Source organism: Tsuneonella suprasediminis, from assembly GCF_003605755.1.
GTDB lineage: Bacteria > Pseudomonadota > Alphaproteobacteria > Sphingomonadales > Sphingomonadaceae > Tsuneonella > Tsuneonella suprasediminis.
Genome location: NZ_RAHJ01000015.1, coordinates 1 through 21,275, shown reverse-complemented (window position 1 = coordinate 21,275; position 21,275 = coordinate 1). Strand labels below are relative to the sequence as shown.

General features: G+C 62.3%; 23 protein-coding genes, 1 tRNA gene and 1 pseudogene. 15 read left to right on the top strand and 10 right to left on the bottom strand.

The window, feature by feature from the left end; genetic code table 11:
- Positions 1-26: 26 nt before the first annotated feature.
- A protein-coding gene (locus tag D6858_RS05495; protein WP_120106682.1) for an IS5 family transposase occupies positions 27-799 on the top strand; the annotation gives its coding sequence in 2 pieces (ribosomal slippage) (positions 27-345 and positions 345-799; 774 coding nt in all).
- A gap of 153 nt (positions 800-952) precedes the next feature.
- On the opposite strand, the gene mutL is transcribed toward D6858_RS05495, so the two are convergent.
- Entirely contained in the window at positions 953-2,791 is a 1,839-nt protein-coding gene (mutL, locus tag D6858_RS05490; RefSeq protein ID WP_120108047.1) for a DNA mismatch repair endonuclease MutL, read from the bottom strand.
- A 193-nt stretch (positions 2,792-2,984) separates the two neighbouring features.
- On the opposite strand from mutL, the gene D6858_RS05485 reads away from it, so the two are divergent.
- From D6858_RS05485 to D6858_RS05460, 6 genes are all read left to right on the top strand, one after another.
- A complete protein-coding gene (locus D6858_RS05485; protein ID WP_120108045.1) occupies positions 2,985-4,028 on the top strand; it encodes a rod shape-determining protein in 1,044 nt (347 codons plus the stop codon).
- Between the two features lie 14 nt (positions 4,029-4,042).
- The gene (gene mreC / locus D6858_RS05480; RefSeq protein ID WP_120108042.1) at positions 4,043-4,960 is read left to right on the top strand and encodes a rod shape-determining protein MreC; all 918 of its coding nucleotides are present in this window, start codon (positions 4,043-4,045) and stop codon (positions 4,958-4,960) included.
- The gene (gene mreD / locus D6858_RS05475) at positions 4,957-5,514 is read left to right on the top strand and encodes a rod shape-determining protein MreD (RefSeq protein ID WP_120108039.1); all 558 of its coding nucleotides are present in this window, start codon (positions 4,957-4,959) and stop codon (positions 5,512-5,514) included. The genes mreC and mreD overlap by 4 nt, the downstream gene beginning before the upstream one ends.
- Positions 5,514-7,571, top strand: a complete 2,058-nt coding sequence (gene mrdA / locus D6858_RS05470; RefSeq protein ID WP_120108037.1) for a penicillin-binding protein 2 — start codon at positions 5,514-5,516, stop codon at positions 7,569-7,571. Before mreD ends, mrdA begins: the two co-directional genes overlap by 1 nt.
- Positions 7,568-8,686 carry a rod shape-determining protein RodA gene (gene rodA, locus D6858_RS05465; RefSeq protein ID WP_120108035.1) on the top strand — a complete coding sequence of 373 codons (1,119 nt, stop codon included), beginning with the start codon at positions 7,568-7,570 and terminating at the stop codon, positions 8,684-8,686. Before mrdA ends, rodA begins: the two co-directional genes overlap by 4 nt.
- Before the next feature lie 102 nt (positions 8,687-8,788).
- Positions 8,789-8,864: transfer RNA gene (locus tag D6858_RS05460), tRNA-Lys, on the top strand.
- A 175-nt stretch (positions 8,865-9,039) separates the two neighbouring features.
- Here the strand turns inward: D6858_RS05460 and D6858_RS05455 are convergent.
- The 9 genes and pseudogenes from D6858_RS05455 to D6858_RS16085 all read right to left on the bottom strand — a co-directional run.
- A pseudogene (locus D6858_RS05455) lies at positions 9,040-9,908 on the bottom strand (IS3 family transposase); the annotation flags it as partial.
- Between the two features lie 65 nt (positions 9,909-9,973).
- Positions 9,974-10,237 (bottom strand): YHS domain-containing protein, encoded by a 264-nt coding sequence (locus D6858_RS05450; RefSeq protein WP_120108033.1) that lies wholly within the window; start codon positions 10,235-10,237, stop codon positions 9,974-9,976.
- A 34-nt stretch (positions 10,238-10,271) separates the two neighbouring features.
- Positions 10,272-12,041, bottom strand: a complete 1,770-nt coding sequence (locus D6858_RS05445) for an oleate hydratase (RefSeq protein ID WP_025291896.1) — start codon at positions 12,039-12,041, stop codon at positions 10,272-10,274.
- A gap of 29 nt (positions 12,042-12,070) precedes the next feature.
- On the bottom strand, positions 12,071-12,931 hold the full coding sequence (locus D6858_RS05440) for a 3-hydroxyacyl-CoA dehydrogenase (RefSeq protein ID WP_120108030.1): 861 nt from the start codon (positions 12,929-12,931) through the stop codon (positions 12,071-12,073).
- Entirely contained in the window at positions 12,928-13,425 is a 498-nt protein-coding gene (locus D6858_RS05435; protein WP_025291894.1) for an acyl-CoA thioesterase, read from the bottom strand. Before D6858_RS05435 ends, D6858_RS05440 begins: the two co-directional genes overlap by 4 nt.
- A complete protein-coding gene (locus tag D6858_RS05430; protein WP_120108050.1) occupies positions 13,422-14,039 on the bottom strand; it encodes a TetR/AcrR family transcriptional regulator in 618 nt (205 codons plus the stop codon). The genes D6858_RS05435 and D6858_RS05430 overlap by 4 nt, the downstream gene beginning before the upstream one ends.
- A 117-nt stretch (positions 14,040-14,156) precedes the next feature.
- Positions 14,157-14,405, bottom strand: coding sequence for a hypothetical protein (locus tag D6858_RS16095; protein ID WP_240623712.1), 249 nt, complete (start codon positions 14,403-14,405; stop codon positions 14,157-14,159).
- A 168-nt stretch (positions 14,406-14,573) separates the two neighbouring features.
- A complete protein-coding gene (locus tag D6858_RS16090; protein WP_240623711.1) occupies positions 14,574-14,777 on the bottom strand; it encodes a hypothetical protein in 204 nt (67 codons plus the stop codon).
- Positions 14,778-14,794: 17 nt separating this feature from the next.
- Positions 14,795-14,935: a hypothetical protein gene (locus D6858_RS16085; protein WP_240623710.1), complete on the bottom strand. Its 141-nt coding sequence runs from the start codon at positions 14,933-14,935 to the stop codon at positions 14,795-14,797.
- Between D6858_RS16085 and D6858_RS16080 the strand changes: the two genes are divergently transcribed.
- The 8 genes from D6858_RS16080 to D6858_RS05395 form a co-directional block, all read left to right on the top strand.
- Positions 14,912-15,280 carry a catalase family protein gene (locus tag D6858_RS16080; RefSeq protein ID WP_240623709.1) on the top strand — a complete coding sequence of 123 codons (369 nt, stop codon included), beginning with the start codon at positions 14,912-14,914 and terminating at the stop codon, positions 15,278-15,280. The two genes, D6858_RS16085 and D6858_RS16080, sit on opposite strands and share 24 nt — an antisense overlap.
- 41 nt (positions 15,281-15,321) lie before the next feature.
- On the top strand, positions 15,322-15,750 hold the full coding sequence (locus tag D6858_RS05420; protein WP_240623708.1) for a hypothetical protein: 429 nt from the start codon (positions 15,322-15,324) through the stop codon (positions 15,748-15,750).
- On the top strand, positions 15,747-16,016 hold the full coding sequence (locus D6858_RS15755; RefSeq protein WP_165859640.1) for a LysR substrate-binding domain-containing protein: 270 nt from the start codon (positions 15,747-15,749) through the stop codon (positions 16,014-16,016). The genes D6858_RS05420 and D6858_RS15755 overlap by 4 nt, the downstream gene beginning before the upstream one ends.
- A 90-nt stretch (positions 16,017-16,106) precedes the next feature.
- A complete protein-coding gene (locus D6858_RS05415) occupies positions 16,107-16,721 on the top strand; it encodes a TetR/AcrR family transcriptional regulator (protein ID WP_120108028.1) in 615 nt (204 codons plus the stop codon).
- Positions 16,718-18,175, top strand: coding sequence for a TolC family protein (locus tag D6858_RS05410; RefSeq protein WP_120108025.1), 1,458 nt, complete (start codon positions 16,718-16,720; stop codon positions 18,173-18,175). The genes D6858_RS05415 and D6858_RS05410 overlap by 4 nt, the downstream gene beginning before the upstream one ends.
- The gene (locus tag D6858_RS05405; protein WP_120108022.1) at positions 18,165-19,211 is read left to right on the top strand and encodes an HlyD family secretion protein; all 1,047 of its coding nucleotides are present in this window, start codon (positions 18,165-18,167) and stop codon (positions 19,209-19,211) included. Before D6858_RS05410 ends, D6858_RS05405 begins: the two co-directional genes overlap by 11 nt.
- Positions 19,208-20,359: an ABC transporter permease gene (locus tag D6858_RS05400; RefSeq protein ID WP_120108020.1), complete on the top strand. Its 1,152-nt coding sequence runs from the start codon at positions 19,208-19,210 to the stop codon at positions 20,357-20,359. Before D6858_RS05405 ends, D6858_RS05400 begins: the two co-directional genes overlap by 4 nt.
- Positions 20,356-21,275: ABC transporter permease (locus tag D6858_RS05395; RefSeq protein ID WP_165859641.1), on the top strand; the 920-nt coding region annotated here is incomplete at its 3' end. The genes D6858_RS05400 and D6858_RS05395, both read left to right, overlap by 4 nt.

The following is a 21,275-nucleotide window of genomic DNA, read 5'->3' as shown; positions in this document are numbered from 1 at the left end:
ATTCAAGGCATTTGAAGGATCCTTGGATGAGCCGTCGCAGATTTGAGCTTACGGATTTCGAGTGGTCGGTGATCGAGCCGTTGTTGCCGAACAAGGTGCGCGGTGTTCCGCGTGTTGATGATCGTCGGGTGATCAATGGGATATTGTGGCGGTTTCGCACAGGCAGCCCCTGGGCGGATATCCCGGAGCGCTATGGGCCATACACGACGTGCTACAACCGTTTCGTGCGTTGGCGCAAAGCTGGCGTATGGGACCGGCTTCTGTCCTCCGTCAGCGCCGCTTTCGATGGCGAACTGGTCATGATCGACAGTTCCTCGATCCGGGTCCACCAGCATGGTGCGACCCTAAAAAGGGGGACCCCAATCGCTGCATGGGACGTTCCCGGGGCGGCCTGACTACCAAGATCCATGCGCTGGTTGATGGCCGGGGTTTACCGGTCGGCCTGCATCTGTCGGAAGGACAAGCCAGCGATTGCCGCGAGGCTGTAGCGCTGCTTGATGTCGTACCACCCGGCAGCACTTTCCTGGCTGACAAGGCCTATGACAGCGATGCTATCCGCGCACGGATCGAAAGCAACGGCGGCTTCGCCAACATCCCGGCAAAGCGTAATCGACGAAAGGGCTTCGCCTTCAGCGCCTTCCTCTACCGCTATCGCAACCTGATCGAGCGCTTCTTCGGAAAACTCAAACACGCCAGAGGATTGGCGACACGCTACGACAAACGCGCCGATAACTTCCTCGCCGCCATCAAGCTCTTCTCAGCACGGTTATGGATCGCAGCTAATGAGTCTACGGCCTAGATTGTAGATTTGCGAAACGCGAGAACCTGATGCCATTACCTACCCCCTATTTACGCGTGCCTTAAGTGCCTAATATCGCGGAAAAACCCGCGTCATACAGGCACACTTTCAGGGTTTTATAGGGCACACTTTCGCGCTCGCAGCTAAGCCCTTCTAATGTCTACCAAAAAGCTTTTCCACATCTTCAAGCGCTAACTTTACCCAAGTCGGGCGCCCGTGATTGCATTGGCCTGAACGCGGTGTGCGCTCCATTTCGCGCAGCAGAGCGTTCATTTCCGCTACCGACAGAACACGCCCGGCGCGCACCGATCCGTGGCAAGCCATCGTCGCCAGCACGAGATCGAGTTTTTCGCCCAGCAAGAGCGCTTCTCCATGCTTCGCCAGATCGTCGGCGATATCGGCCAGCAACTGGTGCGGGTCCGCCTTGGCAAGAGCATGTGGCAAGCTGCGGACCAGCATTGCGCCGGGGCCAAAACGTTCGATAGCAAGGCCCATCGTAGCCAGCTTTTCTGTCGCCCCCTCCAGCCGGTCGCAATCGGGTTCATCCAGTTCGACGACTTCGGGGATCAGCAATGCCTGCGCCCGCGCAACCGCCTCTTCCGCGCCCGAGGCACGCAAGCGTTCCAGCACAAGCCGTTCATGGGCGGCATGCTGATCGACGATGACAAGACCATCTTCTGCCTCTGCCACGATATAAGTTTCAGCGACCTGCCCTCGCGCAATTCCCAACGGATAAGCCGCGACATCTTCCGGTAACGGAGCCGCCTCTTCCGCCCGCCCGAAAGGAGCAGAGGCTGTATGGCTCTGCGGAACATCCGCCACCTCTGCCTCCGGCGAACGCCAGACAGTCGGGGCCTCGCGAACCGAAGCAGACGAACCGCTCCAATCGCGCCCGGAGAAAAGCGATTGGAGAGATGGTGCGGGATCGGGCTGCACAGGTTCGCTGGTCCAGCGCCCCATTGCCGCCGCGTCAGGCGCTTGTGCACTGCGGCGGTCACCGGTCGAAAGCGCGTGGCGTAGCCCCGACACGATAAAGCCGCGCACACCGGCGGAATCGTGAAAACGCACTTCGGTTTTCGCGGGGTGGACGTTCACATCGACTTCTTCCGGTGGCAGGTCGAGGAACAGCGCCAGCACCGCGTGGCGGTCGCGCGCCAGCATGTCGGCATAAGCGCCACGGACCGCGCCGATCAGCAAGCGATCCTTCACCGGGCGGCCGTTGACGAACAGATACTGGTGATCGGCCACACCACGATTGTATGTCGGCAAGCCGGCGATACCGCCGAGCGTCATAGTGCCACTTTGTGTCGGCCGTTCGAAATCGATCGGTACGCCATTTTCTTTCAGTTCGCGCGCAACAACTTGCGCGACACGCTCCACCAGCCCCTGCCCCGATTGCAACGCCAGAACCCGTCGCCCCCCATGCTCAAGGGTGAAGCCTATATCGGGCCGCGCCATCGCCAGACGCCGCACGACATCGAGACAGGCGGCATATTCGCTGCGCGCCGTCCGCAGGAATTTCCGACGGGCCGGGATCTTGCCAAACAGATGCTCCACCCGAACGCGCGTTCCCGGTGGCAGCGCAGCAGGGCCATCTTCCACCATTTCGCCATGATCGACCACTTTGCGCCAGCCCTGCGCGGCCCCCTTAGGCCGGCTTTCGAGCGTGAAGCGCGCGACGCTGGCAATGGACGGCAAAGCTTCCCCGCGAAAACCCAGAGTGGCGACCTGTTCGATGGCATCGTCAGGCAGTTTGGATGTCGCATGACGTTCCAGCGCGAGCGCCATTTCTTCGGGCGTCATACCGCACCCGTCGTCAGTCACCTCGATCCGGTCCAACCCGCCCTCGACCAGTGACACCACGATTGTTCGAGCACCGGAATCGATCGCGTTTTCAATCAATTCCTTGAGCGCGGCTGCTGGCCTTTCCACCACTTCGCCAGCGGCGATGCGGTTGACGAGGGACTCCGGCAAACGTCTGATCGTAGGCATGTCACGCAGCCTAGCGATCAAGCGGCGGTTTTTCGAGGCAAACGGTGCGAATAACTCACCAATTTAACCACAAATTTTTTGCCCCTCACCGCAGGTTTGTCTAAAGAGCGGGCATTCCACGCCAAATCCGGGATGCATTTACCGTGCCTCGGCGCGGCAAGCATCTGAAATCACCTACGGAATCGACATCACTATGGGCTTCTTCTCGAATCTCCTTAAAATCGGCTCGCAGAACATGGCGATCGACCTCGGGACCGCCAACACGCTGGTCTATGCCGAAGGTCAGGGCATCATTCTGAACGAACCCTCGGTGGTCGCCATCGAAACCATCAATGGCATCAAACGCGTCAAGGCTGTGGGTGACGATGCGAAGATGATGATGGGCAAGACACCGGATTCGATCGAAGCCATCCGTCCCCTGCGTGACGGGGTGATCGCCGATATCGAAATCGCTGAGGAGATGATCAAACACTTCATCCGTAAGGTTCATGGTCGCAAGAGCTTGCTGCGCTATCCTGAAATCGTGATCTGCGTCCCATCGGGTTCGACTTCGGTTGAAAAGCGGGCGATCCGCGATGCAGCCAGTAATGCCGGGGCCAGTCAGGTGTACCTGATCCTCGAACCGATGGCCGCTGCCATTGGTGCGGACATGCCGGTGACCGAACCGGTCGGCAGCATGGTGGTCGACATCGGCGGCGGGACGACCGAAGTCGCGGTCCTTTCTTTGCGCGGCCTCGCCTATACCACCTCGGTTCGTACCGGGGGGGACAAAATGGACGAAGCGATCGTCAGTTATGTCCGCCGACACCACAATCTGCTGATCGGGGAAGCCACTGCCGAACGGATCAAGAAAGACTACGGCATCGCTGTCGCCCCCGAAGACGGGATTGGCGAAACGATCACGATCAAGGGCCGCGACCTGGTGAATGGCGTTCCCAAGGAAATCACCATCAATCAGGGTCACATTGCCGAAGCTTTGTCGGAACCGATTGGCGCCATCGTCGAAGGTGTTCGGATCGCACTGGAAAACACGGCACCTGAACTGGCCGCCGACATTGTCGATCAGGGAATCGTTCTGACTGGCGGCGGTGCGTTGATTCAGGGGCTGGATGCTCACCTGCGCGACGAAACCGGCCTGCCGGTGACAATTGCCGAAGATCCGCTCTCCTGCGTGGCCATCGGCACCGGGCGCGCTATGGAAGATCCGATCTATCGCGGCGTGTTGATGACCGCCTGAGGGGAATTAAAGACATGGCGCCGCCTTCGTCACGGCGCTCCGGGCATTCGCGCAGGGCGCAATACGGACTGTTTACCGGCTACGTGCTGGCTACGATCGGCGTACTGTTCGGTGCGCTGTTGCTCGGCATATCTCTGTGGCGGCCAACGTCGTTTAATGGACTTCGCACATCCGCCGGGGATATTGTCGCCCCGGTCGGCGAAGCGAACGCAGTTACCCGGACCGAGGGACAAGGTCTGTTCGATTCGATTTCTGGCTATCTCCGTGCAGGAAGCCAGAACGCCAATCTCAAAAAAGAGGTCGAGCTGGCCCGTATCCGCCTGAAAGAAGCGGACGCAGTACGACAGGAAAACGCTCGCCTCAAAACGCTGCTTGGGCTGCGGGACACGCAGACACCGCCGGTCGCGATTACGCGGCTCGTGGGATCTTCCGCTTCCAGCACGCGGCGTTTTGCTTATCTTGGCGCAGGAAGCAATCAGGGCGTCACTGTGGGAATGCCTGTTCGTTCGCCGCGTGGGGTGGTTGGCAGGGTACTGGAGGTTGGCCAGCACAGCGCACGGGTATTGCTGTTGGCCGATAGCGAGAGTGTGTTACCGGTTCGGCGGGCGAAGGACGATGTGGTTGCTTTCGCTGAAGGGCGCGGCGACGGCCGCTTGCGGATCCGACTCATCAATCTCGGCGTCAACCCGCTCAAACGTGGCGATGTTTTTGTGACCAGCGGTGCAGGAGGGTACTATCAGCCGGGAGTCGCCGTCGCGATTCTCGATCAGGTGACGTCCGATGGCGGTGTCGCCCGTGTCATCGCCGATCCTGCCGCCACCGATTTCGTCGCCGTGGAACCGATCTGGCAGCCCAAAGCGGTTGAGAGTGCCAAGACACCTGTTGGCGAAGCATTGGCAAATGATCAGTCAACCGGCGCGGCCACCCAATGATCGATCCGATTTCCGGCAAAGCGCGCCGCGACCGCTACGGCAGCAAGATCAATCGCACTCACTCCCCGATCCTCGCTTACGCAACGCCTTGGATCACGATCATGTTTGCGTCGCTGTTGCCGCAATTGCCAATTGCTTCGGCAATACCGTTGATTCCGCCTCTCGGATATCTGATGATGATCGCGTGGAGGCTGGTGCGTCCCGGCCTGCTGCCTGTGTGGGCGGGTACGCTTCTGGGTATGTTCGACGATTTGTTCAGCGGGCAGCCATTCGGCTCCGCTACTCTGCTCTGGTCATTGACAATGCTCAGCATCGAACTGCTGGAGGCACGCTTTCCCTGGCGCGGTTTCCTGCAAGACTGGCTGGTTGGCGTTGTCTTCATCGCGGCCTACTTGATTGTGGCTGCTATGCTTTCAGGTGCGCGGATCGAGATTACCGCGATTGTTGTAATGGTGCCCCAGTTCTTGCTCTCGATATGCATATTCCCCATTATCGCACGTATGGTTGCTGTGCTTGACAGATTCAGGTTGATGCGTGTGCGGGTGATCGGCTGATGCGTCGCAAGCGCCAGCGCGCGCGCGCAATCGTTAGCCCCGCCACTCTCTCCAACAGCTTCGACCGTCGAAGTTTCGTGATTGCTGGCGTGCAAGGTGGCCTAGGCGTGCTACTGGCCGCGCGAATGGGCTATCTCTCGATCTTCGAGAATGCAAAATACAAGACGGAGGCAGAAAGCAACCGGGTCAACCTTTCGCTGATCCCGCCGCGCCGCGGCTGGATTCTGGATCGTAATGGCGTGCCCCTCGCCTCTAACCGTGCGGACTTCCGGGTTGATGTAATCCCCGATCGGATGCGCGATGCTGAGGCGGAAATTGGCGAACTCGCAACTTTGCTCAGCTTAGACAAAGTCAAAGTCGACGAGATTCTCGACAAAGTGGAAAAGAGCCGCGGTTTCGCGCCAGTCGAAGTCGCCAGCGGCCTCGATTACGATCAATTCGCCGCAGTCAGCGTCCGGCTGCCCGATCTGCCAGGTGTCGTACCTCAACGAGGCTTTTCGCGGTTTTATCCGACCGGGCCATCGGTCGGTCATCTGGTTGGTTATGTCGGCGCGCCCAGCCGTGAGGAGTACGAACGCGAGCCTAAACCGCTGCTACTCACGCCCGGTTTCAAAGTGGGTAAGGACGGGATCGAAAAGCAGTTCGAACAGGAACTGCGCGGCATGCCCGGCGCACGGCGGGTGGAGGTCACGGCGACTGGCCGCAGGGTGCGCGACCTCGAAACGCGCGAAGATGTGCCTGGCCATCCTGTCCATCTGACTATTGACGGGCCGTTGCAGGACTATGCCGCGCGCAGGATTGGACTCGAATCCGGTTCGGTGGTGGTGATCGACTGCCTGACAGGCGACCTTCTTTGCATGTCCTCCATGCCCAGTTTCGACCCTAACAGCTTCTCCGACGGGATCGGTCGTCTCGAATATTCGATGCTGAGCAAAAACGACCGGGTGCCCCTGCGTAACAAAGTGCTGCAAGGGCTCTATCCACCGGGCTCGACGGTGAAGCCGATGGTCGCGATGGCTTTTCTGGAAGCCGGGCTGTCCCCCGATGCGACCGTCACCTGCAATGGCGGCCTGCGCGTGGGCAACCGTGTGTTCCACTGCTGGAACCGGCGCGGGCATGGCAGTGTTAACATGGCGAAGGGCATCTATCAGTCCTGCGACGTCTATTTCTATCACTTCGCCCAGCAGCTCGGGATGAACGTGATCTCCGACATGGCGCGCCGTTGCGGCTTGGGCCAGGAGTTCCCTCTACCCGTGGCCAGCCAGTTCTACGGCACTGTGCCCGATCCGGAGTGGAAGCTGAAAAAGTATGGCCGTGAATGGCAGGCCTTCGATACCGTGAACGCAACAATCGGCCAGGGTTACATGCTGTTCAACCCATTGCAGCTTGCGGTCTATGCTGCGCGGATCGCGACCGGTAGGACCGTGATGCCGCGTCTGATTCTCGACGGGAAGCCCTCCAGGTTCGGAAGCATGAATTTCCACGGCGATCATGTGCAGATCATCCAGAATGCGATGAGCGACGTGATCAATGGCCCCGGCACTGCCGGGCGCGCACGGCTGCCGATCGACGACGTGTTGATGGCCGGCAAGACGGGTACCGCGCAGGTGGTCTCGCTTGGCATCTCGAATGGCAAGACCGGTCCCTGGAAATATCGCGACCACGGCCTGTTCATCTGCTTCGCCCCGTTCGACAATCCGCGCTATGCCTGTGCAGTGGTGATCGAACACGGCGGCGGTTCAGGCTCGGCCTATCCGATCGCGCGCGACGTCATGACCTTTCTGTTCGACCCTGCCAAAGCGCTGGATTCTCTGCATAGCTTCGAGAAGCAGTGGGGCGGTAAACCGGCGCAACGTATGGCGCGCCAATATGCGGCATTCGTTGGCGAAATGGGCATTGCCGTACCGGAAGAAACTTTCAACCTCGACCCGCGAGAATCCCGGGCCGCTGCCGAAGCACGCGCTCAGCCCAAATCCGATGCAACCAACAATGGCACTGCAAAGGGCCAGACTGGCGAGGAGGTTTCTTCCTCAGCCAATCCGGACAACGCAACATGAGCGGTATTATTCCCGCCCCCATCTCCCGCCAGCCCTGGCAGATGCTAATCCCGCTGATCGCGTTGGTTTGCTTCGGCGGTGCTGTGCTTTATTCGGCAGGCGGCGGTCATGTGCAGCCATATGCCCTGTCGCACCTGGTCCGATTCTCGGTCTTCCTCGTAGTGGCCTCGGTGATGACGCTCGTGAGCAAGGACGTTGTCCAATTGCTCGCTTATCCGGCTTATATCGTCGTGCTGCTCTTGCTGGTGGCGGTGGAGGCCGTCGGGGCTATCGGCGGTGGCAGCCAGCGGTGGATTAATCTCGGGCCGCTGGTTCTGCAGCCATCAGAGTTGATGAAACCGGTAATCGTACTCGTTCTGGCCCGGTTTTATGCTTCGCTCCCATCGGGAATGGTGCCGACATGGCGCTCGATCGTCCCCGCCGGTGCAATGATCGGGATGCCCATGCTGCTTGTCCTAGCGCAACCCGATCTCGGCACCGCGCTGGCTATTGGTTTTGGCGGAGTGGTTGTGATGTTCCTCGCCGGGCTACCGCTACGCTGGTTCATTGGCGGAGGTATCGCGGGCATTATCGCGGCGCCTGTCGCGTTTTTCGTCGGGCTGAAGCCATATCAGCAGAAACGCGTCTTCACTTTCCTCGACCCGGAGAGCGATCCGTTGGGCGATGGCTATCACATCACGCAGTCAAAGATCGCTATCGGATCCGGTGGGCTCAGCGGCAAGGGTTTCAATAACGGCTCACAAAGCCACCTGAACTACCTTCCCGAACCCCACACAGATTTCGTTTTCGCCACGATGGCCGAGGAATGGGGTTTCATCGGCGGCATGTTTGTCCTGCTGATGTTCTTCCTGATTCTGCGCTGGGGATGGAAGGTTGCCCTGTCGTCTCAGGATCGCTTCTCGCGCTTGCTGGCGGGCGGCATGGTGGCGACGATCTTCTTTTACGTGGCTATCAATCTGATGATGGTAATGGGCCTGGCTCCGGTCGTTGGCATACCACTACCCTTCATGAGCCATGGCGGAAGCTCTATGATGACCAACATGATATGCATCGGCACGCTGATGGCTATTAACCGCTGGACCGTGAAGGCCGGACGGAGCGGGCTTTCAACTTAAGCTCTAAAAAAGGCACTCACCCCCTTGGCATCCGCGCCGGAGCGTTTATATGCGCGTCTCCCGACGATTCGGAGCCGACAAATGGCCCTGTCAGTTGGATGTGGACGCATAGCTCAGTTGGTAGAGCAGCTGACTCTTAATCAGCGGGTCCTAGGTTCGAGCCCTAGTGCGTCCACCACATTCTCCTTATTTTCCAGTCGGTTATCGATCTCGCCGAAACAGGCGACCGAGAGCGTTCTTTCGCTAGGTAGCTCTCTAGGTAGCAGCGCGCTAATTCAGCGCTGCGGCTGCTCAGCCTCCACACATCAGCGTTCACGGTAAAAGATTCATGGCCTACGCTCTGTCCGACTGCGCTTGAGCGAGTCGTTGATACACACGCTGCCATTATCGGACCGTATATGTGCTGGTGGGCCGCGCAGGACGAACAGGTCGGCCAGGGCCGCCAGAACATCCTCGTGCCTGAGCTGGCGTGCAACGATGAGCGCCAGGCATTCCCTGCTGGCCTCATCGATGATGGTCAGGATCCGGAACTTGCGGCCCTCATGCGTGCGCCCTTCGACAAAGTGATAGGCCCAGACATGCCCCGGATATTCGGGCCGCAAGCGGATGCACGATCCGTCGTTAAGCCATAGACGCCCGCGTTTTGGCTGGCGCGGCGGCACCTTCAGCCCCTCGCGCCGCCAGATCCGATCGACCCGCTTATGGTTCACCGTCCACCCCGCATGGCACAGCAACGCCGTCACCCGGCGGTAGCCGTAGCGACCATATTGCTTTGCCAGCGCGATGATGTCCTCGGTCAACGCCTGTTCGTCATCTGCCCCGCGCGGTACCTTGCGCTGTGTCGATCGATGCTGCCCCAGCACCCGACATATCCGTCGCTCGGATACCCAGACTGGCAGATCCCGTCGTACTTGATCGATGCAGCGCCGTCGCCGCGCGGGGCTCAGAAGTTTCCCTTTGCAGCCTCCTGCAGGATCAGCTTGTCCAGCGTCAGGTCGGAGATCGCCCGGCGAAGCCGCTGGTTCTCCTTCTCCGATTCCTTCATCCGCCGCGCCTGGTCGGTCTTCAGGCCACCATATTCCTTGCGCCAGCGATAATAGGTCTGCTCGCTGACCGCGATCCGCCGGCACGCCTCGGCAGTCGAGGCCCCCTGCGCCAACACGATCTCAACTTCACGCAGCTTGCCGATAATCTCTTCCGGCTTGTGCTTCCTGCTCGGCATTCAATGTCCCTTTCGTGGTCCAGACTATCATAGTCTCTGGACCACTCAGCAGGGGGCAGATCACTCTAACCGTCACGCCCCGCCGAAGCGGGATAGCGCTGTGGATCGGCCATGAACTTGGCCTTGCATCCCGCCGAGCAAAAGACATAGCGCTCGCCCTCATACTCCGCTTCATGGGCCACGGTAGCGGGATCGACCACCATTCCGCACACCGGATCGAGCGTGGTAGAGCGGGAGGCCGTATCATCATCCCGCCCTTCATTGCCATGGAGAGCATGGCCCTGCCCGCCTTCAGTCGCTGGCTCGCTCTCTGGGTCATCGTTGGCCATCCTTCACCTTCCACTGCGCCTGCGGATCCACCGCTCACTCTTTCGAGATCAGGTCGTACTCCTCGAGCAGTTTCGCGATCTCGGTGCCTTCCAGCTTCTTCATCAGCAGCTTGCGCAGGAAGGCCGGCCCCGGCACGTCGATCCCCTTTCCATCACGAAGCGGTGTGACGGCGGCAAGCAGCGTGCGGATATCGTAGGTCGAGTTGAACACTTCGGGTACCCCGCGCTCGACATCCATGAGAGTGTAGACGGCCTCCATTGGTGTCCGGACCGAATATTCGGTCGTGAAGATGCAGTCACGCTGCTTCGACTCCGCAAACTGGCCGATAAAGGCGAAATTGACCGCACCTTCCGGCACGACGTCTGGCCGGTCGCCGGCCTGGCGCGGCATGAAGAAAGCGGTGATGTACGGCATCATCGTCGGCACGGTGCTGGCGCCTTTCGCGGCGAGTTCCGGGATGTCCTCGACAGGCACCCCGAGGTGATAGAGCCACTCCTGCGTGATCTCCTCGCCAGTGCACTCCTGCATCGGCTTCTTCACATAGTCACCGGGCTTGTCCACGAAGAGCGCATAGAACCAGGCGATCATCTGGTCCTTGGGCTGTTTCTTGAAATGCGGTTGGCGATGCACCGTCCAGCTCAACAACCATGCGGAATCCTTCACCGTGACAATGCCGGCCGAGACGATCTTGCCAGTGAACGGGTTACGCTTGGTGATCTTTTCGACATACTCCGCAATGCGGGGATCGGTGGCCGTGATCGACGCCGACGCCCATTTTGTTTCCGGGATATGGGCGCCGAACACATCCGGGCGTCCGAAAGCCGTATCCTTCGCCGCGATGCGCCGCCACAGGTCCCAGGCCGGTGCCGGGCCTTCGTTCAGCTTCGCCGGCGTGTGGTGGTCGCCGTTGTCGGAATTCTCGGTCAGCGACCCGATGGTGATGAAAACGAGGTCATCGGGGCCGAGATCGACACCGCCTTCCTCGCCCTTCTCCTTCCAGTGGATGCGGGTCGCCTGCTTGCGGCCCTCCTGGATATCGAAATCGACATCCGTCACCTCGACGCCATAGCGGAACTTCACGCCCCGTTCCGTCAGCCACTTCACCAGCGGCAGGACCATCGATTCATACTGGTTGTAGCGGTTGAACTTGAGCGAGGAGAAATCCGCCAGATGTGCGATGTGATGGATGAAGCGGTGGATGTAGAGCTTCATCTCCAGCGCCGAATGCCATTCCTCGAAGGCGAACATGGTGCGCCAGTAGAGCCAGAAATTGCTCTTGAGAAAATCTTCGCTGAAGACCTCGTTGATCCGCTTGTTCTCCATTTCCTCGCGGGTCGCGAGGAAGATCGAGATCAGGTCCTTCTGCGCCCGGTCGTTCAGCGTCAGCAAATGCTTGTCTGGAACGTCCTGCCCCTGGTTCTGGGTCGTGCGCTGAAGTGAGAAATTGGGATCGTCCTTGTTGAGCCGATAGAACTCATCGAGAACGCTGGCGTCCTCGATTTCCAGCGAGGGGATGGAGCGATACAGGTCCCACAGGCATTCGAAATGCTCTTCCATTTCGCGGCCGCCGCGGATGACGAAACCCTTGTCCGGCACATCGAGACCATCGAGCGCGCCGCCGGGAATATCCAGCTCTTCGAGGATGGTGATACGCTCACCGGCTATACCGCCGTCGCGGATGAGGAATGCCGCGCCGGCGAGCCCCGCGAGACCCGAGCCGACGAACCAAGCCGTCTTCCTGTCAGCGCCTTCCGGCTTGCGGGGACGGACAAACGCTTCATAGTTTCCGCTGCTATAGTGCATGGCGAACTCCTCTTGTTCTTGTGGTCGGATCAGTCGGCGGGCTTATAGCTGTAGAAGCCTTCGCCCGAGGCGATGCCCAGCTTGCCCTTGTCGATGTAGTTTTCCTTCAGCCATGCGGCGAGCGACCGGGCATGCTTATCGCCGTGGGAAAGAATGTTGTAGGGCGTATTAAGTCCTATCATGTCGTAGATTTGGAACGGCCCCATCGGCGCACCCGTTGCGATCCGCCACACCTTGTCGACGTCATGCGGATTGGCATAACCGCCTTCGGCGAGCTCGGCCGCGGCGTTGAGCAGCGGCACAAGCAGGGAATTGAGGACATAGCCCGCCTTTTCCCTGCGTATGGGGATGGGCACCATGCCGATATCAGAAGCGAATTTGAGAATAGTGTCGATGACCGCCGGATCTGTCTCGGGCGTTCCCATCACCTCGGCCGTATTGAATTTCCAGATGTTGTTGGCGAAGTGCAGCGCCAGGAACCGATCTGGCCGGCCAGTGAAATCCTTTAGATCGCTGGGCAGCAGCGTCGAACTGTTGGTGGCCAAGATCGTGTCCGATGGCGCCAACCTTGCCAGCTTCTCATAAAGCGCCTGCTTGATCGCCAGCACTTCTGGCACGGCTTCGATAACCAGATCGGCATCCGCAACGGCTGCAGCCAGATCGCTTGTCAGTATAATCCTGCCCATTGTGTCGGCTTGCAGGTCCGCCGCGCCGGTCACCTCTTTGCGATAGGTTTCGACCAAAGCTGCGAGCCGCAGCCGCGCCTTCTGCAGGCTCTCGTCATTGATGTCGTATGCGACTACTTCAAAGCCGGTATAGGCCGACTGGAATGCGATCTGGCTGCCCAGCACGCCCGTTCCAAGCACTGCGACTTTTCTGATTTCGGTCATGCGTTCCTCTCCTGCCCTGTGGCATCGCGCAGAAACGGCGCCGCGACTTCAACAGGCACCCGGACCAGCTTGCCAGTCGCTTTTTCGATCAGCGCCCATTGGGAAAGGGCCGACACGAGTACCGTGCCCTTGTTGTCGGTGAAGTCGACGCGGCGCGAATAGCGCGCCCCGCGCGGTCGTCCCTCAACCCAGGTGACCGCGGTTGCATCCTCACCCGCCCGGACATTGCCGCGATAATCGACCTCATGCCTGAGGACCACCGCGACATAGGTGTCGGTATCGCCTGGGCGAGCCGCCGCGAACCAGTGCGCCACCGAGGCATCCTGGAGCCACGTCACCCAGACCGCATTGTTGACATGATCAAGTTCGTCGATGTCGTGTTCCTCGGCCCGGAAGCTGATGTGGAAGCGACATTGTTCGTCGATCTTGCCCGACAGCGGGTCGCCCGCAGCATCGCAACCGATCCGTCGGCGCTTGAGGCCGTCCGAGTTCATGGCTTTGCAGGCTCCAGCACATCGAGCCCCGCCATGGCGCGGAAAAAGCCGACCAGCATCTCGTCGCGCGAGATGGCCCCTTCGACATCACCCTGGACGGCCAGCCCCATCCAAAGCGCATAAAGGCCGATGCCGGCCTGCTCTGCCGGCAAGGCCGGCCGCAGAGAGAAACGCCTGACGAGGTCGGCCACGAGCTCACCGAACATCCGATAGCAAGCCGCCTTGCCCTCCCGGTGTCGCTCGGCAAAGGCCGGATTCCGTCGTGCATGAAGTTGCAGTTCGATCGAAAGCAATGACCACTGAGGTTCTTCGGCCAGCTTCGCGAGACGGTCGGCGAGCACCTCGAGCGTCGCCTCGATATCGTCCCCGACGCACTGCGCAACGATATCGCGCAAGAGCGTGACTTCGTCCTGTATGTGGCTCTGCAGTATGTCGACCAGCAGGTCATCCTTGCTGGCGAAGTTGGAATAGAACGCGCCCTGCGAATGACCCGCCGCGCTGCAGATGTTGCGGATCGACATTGCCGCCACGCCTTCCTCTACGATTGAGGCATGCGCCGCTGCGATCAATCGATCCCGGGTCTGACGCTGTGTTTCCTTGCGCGTAGGTCGCATGACGTTCGCCCTCAAAAACAGCCACGCCTTTGAAACTTTTGCCATCGATCGGCGTTGACCGGAAAACCAGATACCACCTGATATCCCGATTGGATGACAATTTCGAGGCTAAATTGCTCATCCGTCGTCAAATCCTGCCGCAAAGGAGTGGCCTTGGCTGACACCTATATTCTCTACTCCCCTGATGTGGAGATGGTTGGCGATGACGAAGATCGTCTCACCGCCGAAATTCTCGAAATCATGGCTTCGACCAATCGCAGGGCGTTCGAGCGGCACCGGCACGCGGTACGGGACGCCCATGCCAAGAGCCATGGGTTCCTGAAGGCCGAACTTATCGTCCCCGAATTGCAGCAGCATCTGCGCCAAGGCCTGTTTGCGCGACCCGCGACCTATCCGGTGGTGATCCGCCTTTCCTCGGCGCCGGGTGACATTCACTCCGATACCATTCCCGCCCCGCGCGGAATGGCCATCAAGGTCCTCGGCGTCGAGGGCGAACGGCTGCTGCCCGGGGACACTGGACGCAATCAGGATTTTCTACTGGTGAATATTCCAGTCCTGAGCTTCGGCACGATCGGCAAGTACCGCCAGCTCATCGGGCTCCTCGAAAAGAATGCACAGAATCCGGCCTTCCTCCAGCGTGCGATGGCCGGGGTCGCGCGAGGCGTCGAGGCAGCGGTCGAGGCCGTCGGCGTGGAACCGGGCGCGACACTGCGCGGCCTCGCCCGGGACAATGATCATCTCCTGGGTGAGACCTATCACTCGATGGCGGCGATCCGCTTCGGCGATACATCGCCAAGATCAGCGCGGCGCCGCTGTCCGACAATGTCCGGGCGCTCACGGGCCAGGATGTCGGCACGGTCGAGGATTCCACGATGCGAGACCTGGTGGTCGAGCATTTCCGCGAGCAAGGCGCCGAGTACCAGCTCCGGGCACAACTCTGTGCCGATCTGGACAAGATGCCGGTCGAGGACGCGGCCGTGCTCTGGCCGGATGACCTGTCGCCGCACCAGCCGCTCGCGACGCTGCGCATTCCGCCGCAGGACGCCTATTCGCCCGCACGACGCGTCTATGGCGACGATGTCCTCTCCTTCAACCCGTGGCACGGCATCCGCGAGCATCAGCCGCTCGGCTCGATCATGCGGGTGCGGATCGCCGCATATGAGCGGTCCACCCGCTACCGCCACGAGATGAACGCCCAGCCGCGGGTTGAGCCGACGAGCATCGACGCCATTCCAGACTGAGCCTGCACAAACCTGCCAGATTTCGAGAAAGGAGGCCTGTCATGGCCGATACCGAAGAAGCACCTCAGATCGATGAAACCCGCCTGCAGGCCATCCGCCGCAGGATCGAGGAAGTTGCCGGCGATGCGCCGCAACTCGCCAAACCGGCGCTCGAGCAGATGGTCACCAAACATAATCCTGATCTCAAGGGTACGGCGGGTTCCGCCGGTCGGGTCGGCGCGCAGTCGGGCAATGTCTCGGAACTGACAGCAATCGCCAAACTGAAGCCTGGCGGCGCCGATCGGCTGCGGCGCATTTTCGGCCTGGTCAACGGCAATTTCGACGGTGCCCAGAAAGTGGGCACGCTCCACAATATGCGCTTCGTGTTCTTCGACAACGACACGCGCATTCTGTTCGCTGGACGGATGCGCGCCGGGTTGTTCCAGGCGCTGGCGCAGAGCAGCTCAAGCGCGACGTCGCGATCTCCGTGACCAACTTCTTCGCGGCAGCCGAGATAGTGGCGGTGACCGATTACTGCGCCACCCTGCCCTCGCTGATCTGCAGGCAACTGATGCACGACCCGCGGCTGAAGGTCCTGCCCGCCCCGGTCGACCTCGGCAGCTTTCCCGTGGAAATGGCCTGGCACGTCCGCTACCGGCACGACCCCGCACACCGCTGGCTACGGACGCTGATCGGCGAGGTCATCACCGACTTCAAAGACATGACGGGCGCGAAAGCCACGCCATCGCCAGCGTGATGGTCGTCAGCAACTCCTCAAGCATCCCTTCCGCACCGCATCTGAAAGACGAAAGCTTGAAATATCAGTTGATATCTGTATGGCCGCCCGATGGCCGCTGATAGACCCCTCCGTCGCGAAGACTCGCAGGCCGCAACGCGCACAGCGCTGCTTGACGCAGCCGAAGAGCTGATCCTGGAAAGTTCGATGCCCGGCTTGTCGCTGCGCGCGGTCTGCACCCGTGCCGGCTTCACCCAGGGCGCGTTCTATTCGAACTTCGCCTCGCGCGAGGAGCTGCTGCTTGCGGTGATGGAGCGCAATTTGGAGGAGCGCGTGCGCACCTTCGGCGAGATGACGCTCGATTATCATGCGATGACGTTCAACCAGACCATCGCCCAGATCGGCGAGTGGCTGGCGACCGTGTCCGATCGGCGCGAATGGGCGCAGATGGCGATCGAGCTGCGGCTTGAAGCAGTGCGCAACCCCGCCTTCGCCCGCGCCGTTACCGCTGCCGAGCGGCGCATCGACCTGCTGTTCGCCGAACGGATCGACGACCTGGTTGCGCACTTCGGGCTGACCCCACTGTTCCGGTCGACCGAAATCGTCGAGGCGCTGCTCGTGCTGTGGCGCGGCCTGGCGCTGCGCGATGAAGGGACTGGAAGCACTCTGCCGGCAGCGGAAATCTTCATCACCTGCATGCGCGCGATGCTTGGGCAGCCGCAATGAAGCGTGCGCTTGCCTTGTCGATGGCGCTGCTGGCCACTCCCGCGCCGGCCCAGACCGCGCTCGATTACCGCACCGCCGAGGCCGCGATGGCAAAGACTCCGGCCGGTACGGCTGCCGCCGATGCGGACCTGCGCGCCGCCGAGCATCAGGCGAAGGCCGTGGCGCATCTCTACCGCCCGACCGTCACCGCCTCTGCCTCGGTCATCGCTTACGAAAAATCGCTGAGCATCGATCTGACCGGACCCAAGGACCAGTTCGTCGGCGATGCGCAAAGCTATCTTGCCGGGCTGCCCGGGCAGTTTCCGCCTGGCTATGCCGATATTGCGGCAATGGTCGCCGGGCGCATCGGCCAGGCCTTGCCCGGCCTGCTCGCGCCCATTCCCGACCAGTACGACTATACCCAGCGCGACGTCGTGGTGCGCCCGAACATCACCGCGATCATGCCGATCTACACCGGCGGCGCGCTTGAGGCGGTGACCGACGCTGCCAAGGCGCAAGTGACCATGGCCCAGGGCGGTCGCGATCTGGCACGCGGGGCCAGCGGCCTGCGACTGGCCGAAGCCTATTTCGGCGCCCAGCTCGCCCGCCAGCTCGAGGTGTCGAGCCGGCAGACACTGGCCTCTGCCGAACGCCATCTCGGCAACGTCAGCGCGATGGAGCGTGAGGGGGTGGTCCCGCATTCGCTTACCCTGGAGGCGGTCGTCGCGCGCGATGCCGCCCAGCGGGCCAACGATCGGGCGCGGCGCGATGCCGACATGGCTGAACTGGCGCTGACAAGGCTGACCGGCACCGCCGATCCCGCGCCATCGACGCCGCTGTTCGTCAACATGACCCCGTTGCCGCCGCTGACTGCCTGGACCGGTGAGGCAACGCGCAACGGCCAGCTCACCGTGGCCGAAGGCGCGGAACAACTGGCCGCCTCTGGCGTACGGGCGGCCCGCGCGACGATGCGGCCATCGGTCTATGCCTTCGGTTCGGTCAACGGCGTGCGCAAGCAATCGCTGCCGGTCGATCCCGACTGGATCGTCGGCGCGACCGTGCGCATCCCGCTGGTCTCGCCGATCAACCGCCGCGAACTGGTCGCCGCGGCCGAGGCGCGCAGCGAAGCCGCGCGGCTCCGCGCGGCCGATGCGCGCACGCGAACCGAGGGCGAGATCGAGAAGACCTGGCTGATCGCGGATAACGCCCGCCGCGCCTTCACCGCCATGGCGAGCAGCGTCGCAGCGGCCGAGGAAAACCTGCGCGTCAAGCAGATCGGGTTCCGCGAAGGGGTTGGCACCGCGGCCGAGGTCACCGACGCGCAGACCGCGCTCGGCCTCGCCCGCGCCCAGCGCGCGACGGCGGCCTATGAATATGACCTCTCGCTTGCCGCGCTGCTCGCCGCAAGCGGACAAAGCGAACGCTTCGCCGACTATGCCGAAGCGCCCGACAGGCAGACCGTCAATGAGCGATAACACCGATCCCGTCCCGTCCGAGCCGCTTGCCGAAACGGACCCCGCTGCGCCCGATCCCGGCCGTCGCGCCAACTGGCTGCTGTGGGCGCTGCCGGTGCTTGCCGTGCTCGCGCTGGTCGGCATCTGGTATTCCTCGCGGCCCCAGCCGGTGCCGCTCCAGGGCACGGTCGAGGCGACCGAGGTCAATGTCGCGACCAAGATGATGGCGCGCGTCGAGCAGGTCTCGATCGCGGAGGGCGCCGCGGTCAGTCCGGGCCAGTTGCTGGCCACGCTGTCCAGCCCGGGGCTCGATGCCCTTGTCAGCCAGAGCCAGGCCGATGTCGACAGCGCCCGCGCGCTCGACGCCATCGCCAATCAGGGCGTGAGGCCCGAGGATATCGCCTCCTTGCAGGGCATTGCCGCCTCGACCCGCGCCGCCGCCAACCTCGCAGCGGTCACCGCCGGGCGGATGAGCCGCCTCTATGCGCAGGGGGTGATCTCCGCACAGCGGCGCGACGAGGCCGTCGCGGCCAATGTCGCCGCGCGCGCCAATGCCGCAGCGGCCGACGCGCAGTATCGCAAGGCGCTTGCCGGAACGCGCGGTGAAACCCGCGCCGTCTCGGACGCGCAGGCCATCGCCGCCAAGGCGCGCAACCGCGCCGCCACCGAGCTGGCCGCGGATATGAAAGTCACCGCGCCGATCGCCGGCGAAGTCAGCCGCCGCCTCGTCGAGCCGGGCGAAGTCGTCGCTCCCGGCGTGCCGCTGTTCCAGATCGTCGATCTTGCCCATCCCCGCGTAACGCTGCGCATTTCCGAAAAGGACTATGCAGGGATGGCGCAAGGCCGGGTGCTGACGGGCACCGTCCCTGCAGTCGGCAACAAGACCGTACGTCTGCGCGTCACCGCGATTTCGGCGCAGGCCGGGTTCACCAGCGAAAAGGCGACCCGCCAGAACGCCGGGTTCGACGCGCGCAGTTTCGAGATCAAGCTAGAACCGGCCCAGCGGGTCGAAGGCTTGCGGCCGGGCATGAGCGTGCTGTTCGACTGGCCGCAGTGACCGCGCCCTCGGCTCTCGCGCGGCTCGGCGGCGCGGCGCGGCGCGAAGCGGGCTTCATCGCCACCAGCCGCGTGATGCTGCTGGCGCTGGTGGTCGTGCCGTTCTGCGCCATCGCCATCGTCGCCGCCATGCTGTCTCAAGGGGCGTTGCAGGCACTCCCGGTCGCGGTGGTGGACAATGCCCGCACCAGCGAGAGCCAGGCGCTCGTCCGTTTGCTGTCAGGCCGCCCCGAAGTGCGGATCGCTGCCCAGCCGGTCAGCGACACGGCGGCCGAAGCGGCGGTCCGCCGCGGGGACATCTGGGCCTTCGTCTCGATCCCCCGCGGATTCGGACAACCCCGCGCTGCCGACGAGCCGATCCGCCTGTTCTACAACGCCGCATACCTCAGCGTCGGCTCGACCGTCGAACGCAGCCTGGCCAGCGCGCTGCGCGGGTCGATCATCGCCGGGATCGAGGATAACGCCTGGCGGGCCGGGGTACTGTCAGACCGGGTGGCGATCCCGCAAGTGCAGATCTCGGTACTGTTCAATCCCGAGGCGAGCTTCGAGTGGTACCTGCAGGCGCTGATCCAGCCCGCCATGCTGCACCTCCTCGCCGCCTGCGTCGGGGTCTACGCGATGGCGCGCGAACTTGGCGGAACGGATAGCCGCTCGCTGAACGCATGGCGCGCCGAAACCGGCGGCGGCGCGGCGGCGTTGGCGGGAAAGCTGGCGCCCAATCTGGTGGTCCTCGGCTTCTGGGGGGCGGTATGGATGGTCTGGCTGATCGGCTTCAAGGGCTGGCGGATGGAAGGATCGCTGCTGGCCACTTTCTTCGCGCAGTTCGCCTTGATCGCCGCCTCGCTAGCGCTGTCCTTCGCCTTCGTTGCGGGCGCGCGGCGCGACGTCTTCGGCTATTCGCTGAGCGCGCTTTATGCCGGGTCGGCGCTGGCCTTTTCGGGCGGGTCGCTGCCGATCGAGGGCGCGCCGACCGTGGCGCGGCTGTGGCATCAGGTGCTGCCGTTCACCCATTACCTGACCGCGCAGATGGACCAATTCCTTGGTGCCCCCGCGATACAGGCCTGGGGGGCGGCGCTGCTGCTGACGGGCTATGCGGTGGCGGGCATCGCACTGGCGGCATGGCTGGGCGGAAGAAAGACCACGGCATGAGCCTGCGCGCTGCCTTCCTCGACACGCTGCGCCAGCTTGGCTGCAACACCGATGCGCTGATGCTGATAGTGGTCGCAGCGCTGTTCTACGGCTTCTACTATCCCGCGCCTTACAGCCAAGGCCATGCGCAGGACGTGCGGCTGGCAGTGGTGAACGAGGCGCGCACCCCGCTCAGCCGACAGCTCGTCGATCTGATCGAGGCCAGCCCGCTGGCCGAGGTCGCCGCCCGGCCCGCCAACCTAGCCGAGGCGCGCACCCTGCTGGTAGAGCGAAAGGTCGATGGCGTGCTGCTGCTGCCTGACCGAGCACTGGATGACGCCCTGCGCGGCCAGGACAGTGGCATAGCGCTGTGGATCAACGGAACCTACCTCGTGCGAACCAAAGCTTTGGGCCAGGCGATCCAGGGGGCCATCGTCAACACGCTCAACAACGAGGCGAAAGGACGGCTCGGGGTTAGTATCGAAATTACCGATCCCGTCGAGTCGCAACCGCTGTTCAACCCCAATCTGGAATACGGCGCCTATATCTTTCCCGCCGTTGCACCGGTGATCCTCCAGCAGACCATGCTGTTTGGTACCGCCGTGCTATTCGCCGGGCGCAGGCGGCGCGGATGGAACGAACTGGGTGGCCAATGGCTGGCGCTGAGCCTCGTGTCGTTCGTGCTCACGCTGACCTATTTCGGCTGGTTCTTCGCTGCGCAGGATATCCCGCGCCAAGCCGGAATCGGCGCCCTGCTGATCGTCGCGCTGTTTGCGGCAGGAGCCATCGCCGCCTTCTCGCTGTTCGCCGCCCGGCTGTTCCCCAACGCGCGCGCCGCGCTGCTGTTGCTAATCCCCACCTCGCTACCGATCTTTTTCCTCTCGGGCGCGACCTGGCCGCGCGAGGCGATGCCGGGCTGGGTCTCGGCGCTGGGCGC

Bases quoted from the DNA above. Each gene is read 5' to 3' on its own strand.
- D6858_RS05410 (WP_120108025.1), top strand. From the start codon at position 16,718: ATGAAGCGTGCGCTTGCCTTGTCGATGGCGCTGCTGGCCACTCCCGCG.
- D6858_RS05405 (WP_120108022.1), top strand. From the start codon at position 18,165: ATGAGCGATAACACCGATCCCGTCCCGTCCGAGCCGCTTGCCGAAACG.
- D6858_RS16085 (WP_240623710.1), bottom strand. From the start codon at position 14,935: ATGCTCGACCACCAGGTCTCGCATCGTGGAATCCTCGACCGTGCCGAC.
- D6858_RS05435 (WP_025291894.1), bottom strand. From the start codon at position 13,425: ATGAACTCGGACGGCCTCAAGCGCCGACGGATCGGTTGCGATGCTGCG.
- rodA (WP_120108035.1), top strand. From the start codon at position 7,568: ATGAGCGGTATTATTCCCGCCCCCATCTCCCGCCAGCCCTGGCAGATG.
- D6858_RS05430 (WP_120108050.1), bottom strand. From the start codon at position 14,039: ATGCGACCTACGCGCAAGGAAACACAGCGTCAGACCCGGGATCGATTG.
- mutL (WP_120108047.1), bottom strand. From the start codon at position 2,791: ATGCCTACGATCAGACGTTTGCCGGAGTCCCTCGTCAACCGCATCGCC.
- D6858_RS05420 (WP_240623708.1), top strand. From the start codon at position 15,322: ATGGCCGATACCGAAGAAGCACCTCAGATCGATGAAACCCGCCTGCAG.
- D6858_RS05450 (WP_120108033.1), bottom strand. From the start codon at position 10,237: ATGGCCAACGATGACCCAGAGAGCGAGCCAGCGACTGAAGGCGGGCAG.
- mreD (WP_120108039.1), top strand. From the start codon at position 4,957: ATGATCGATCCGATTTCCGGCAAAGCGCGCCGCGACCGCTACGGCAGC.
- mrdA (WP_120108037.1), top strand. From the start codon at position 5,514: ATGCGTCGCAAGCGCCAGCGCGCGCGCGCAATCGTTAGCCCCGCCACT.
- D6858_RS05415 (WP_120108028.1), top strand. From the start codon at position 16,107: ATGGCCGCTGATAGACCCCTCCGTCGCGAAGACTCGCAGGCCGCAACG.
- mreC (WP_120108042.1), top strand. From the start codon at position 4,043: ATGGCGCCGCCTTCGTCACGGCGCTCCGGGCATTCGCGCAGGGCGCAA.
- D6858_RS05445 (WP_025291896.1), bottom strand. From the start codon at position 12,041: ATGCACTATAGCAGCGGAAACTATGAAGCGTTTGTCCGTCCCCGCAAG.
- D6858_RS16080 (WP_240623709.1), top strand. From the start codon at position 14,912: ATGCGAGACCTGGTGGTCGAGCATTTCCGCGAGCAAGGCGCCGAGTAC.
- D6858_RS16090 (WP_240623711.1), bottom strand. From the start codon at position 14,777: ATGATCATTGTCCCGGGCGAGGCCGCGCAGTGTCGCGCCCGGTTCCAC.
- D6858_RS05440 (WP_120108030.1), bottom strand. From the start codon at position 12,931: ATGACCGAAATCAGAAAAGTCGCAGTGCTTGGAACGGGCGTGCTGGGC.
- D6858_RS05485 (WP_120108045.1), top strand. From the start codon at position 2,985: ATGGGCTTCTTCTCGAATCTCCTTAAAATCGGCTCGCAGAACATGGCG.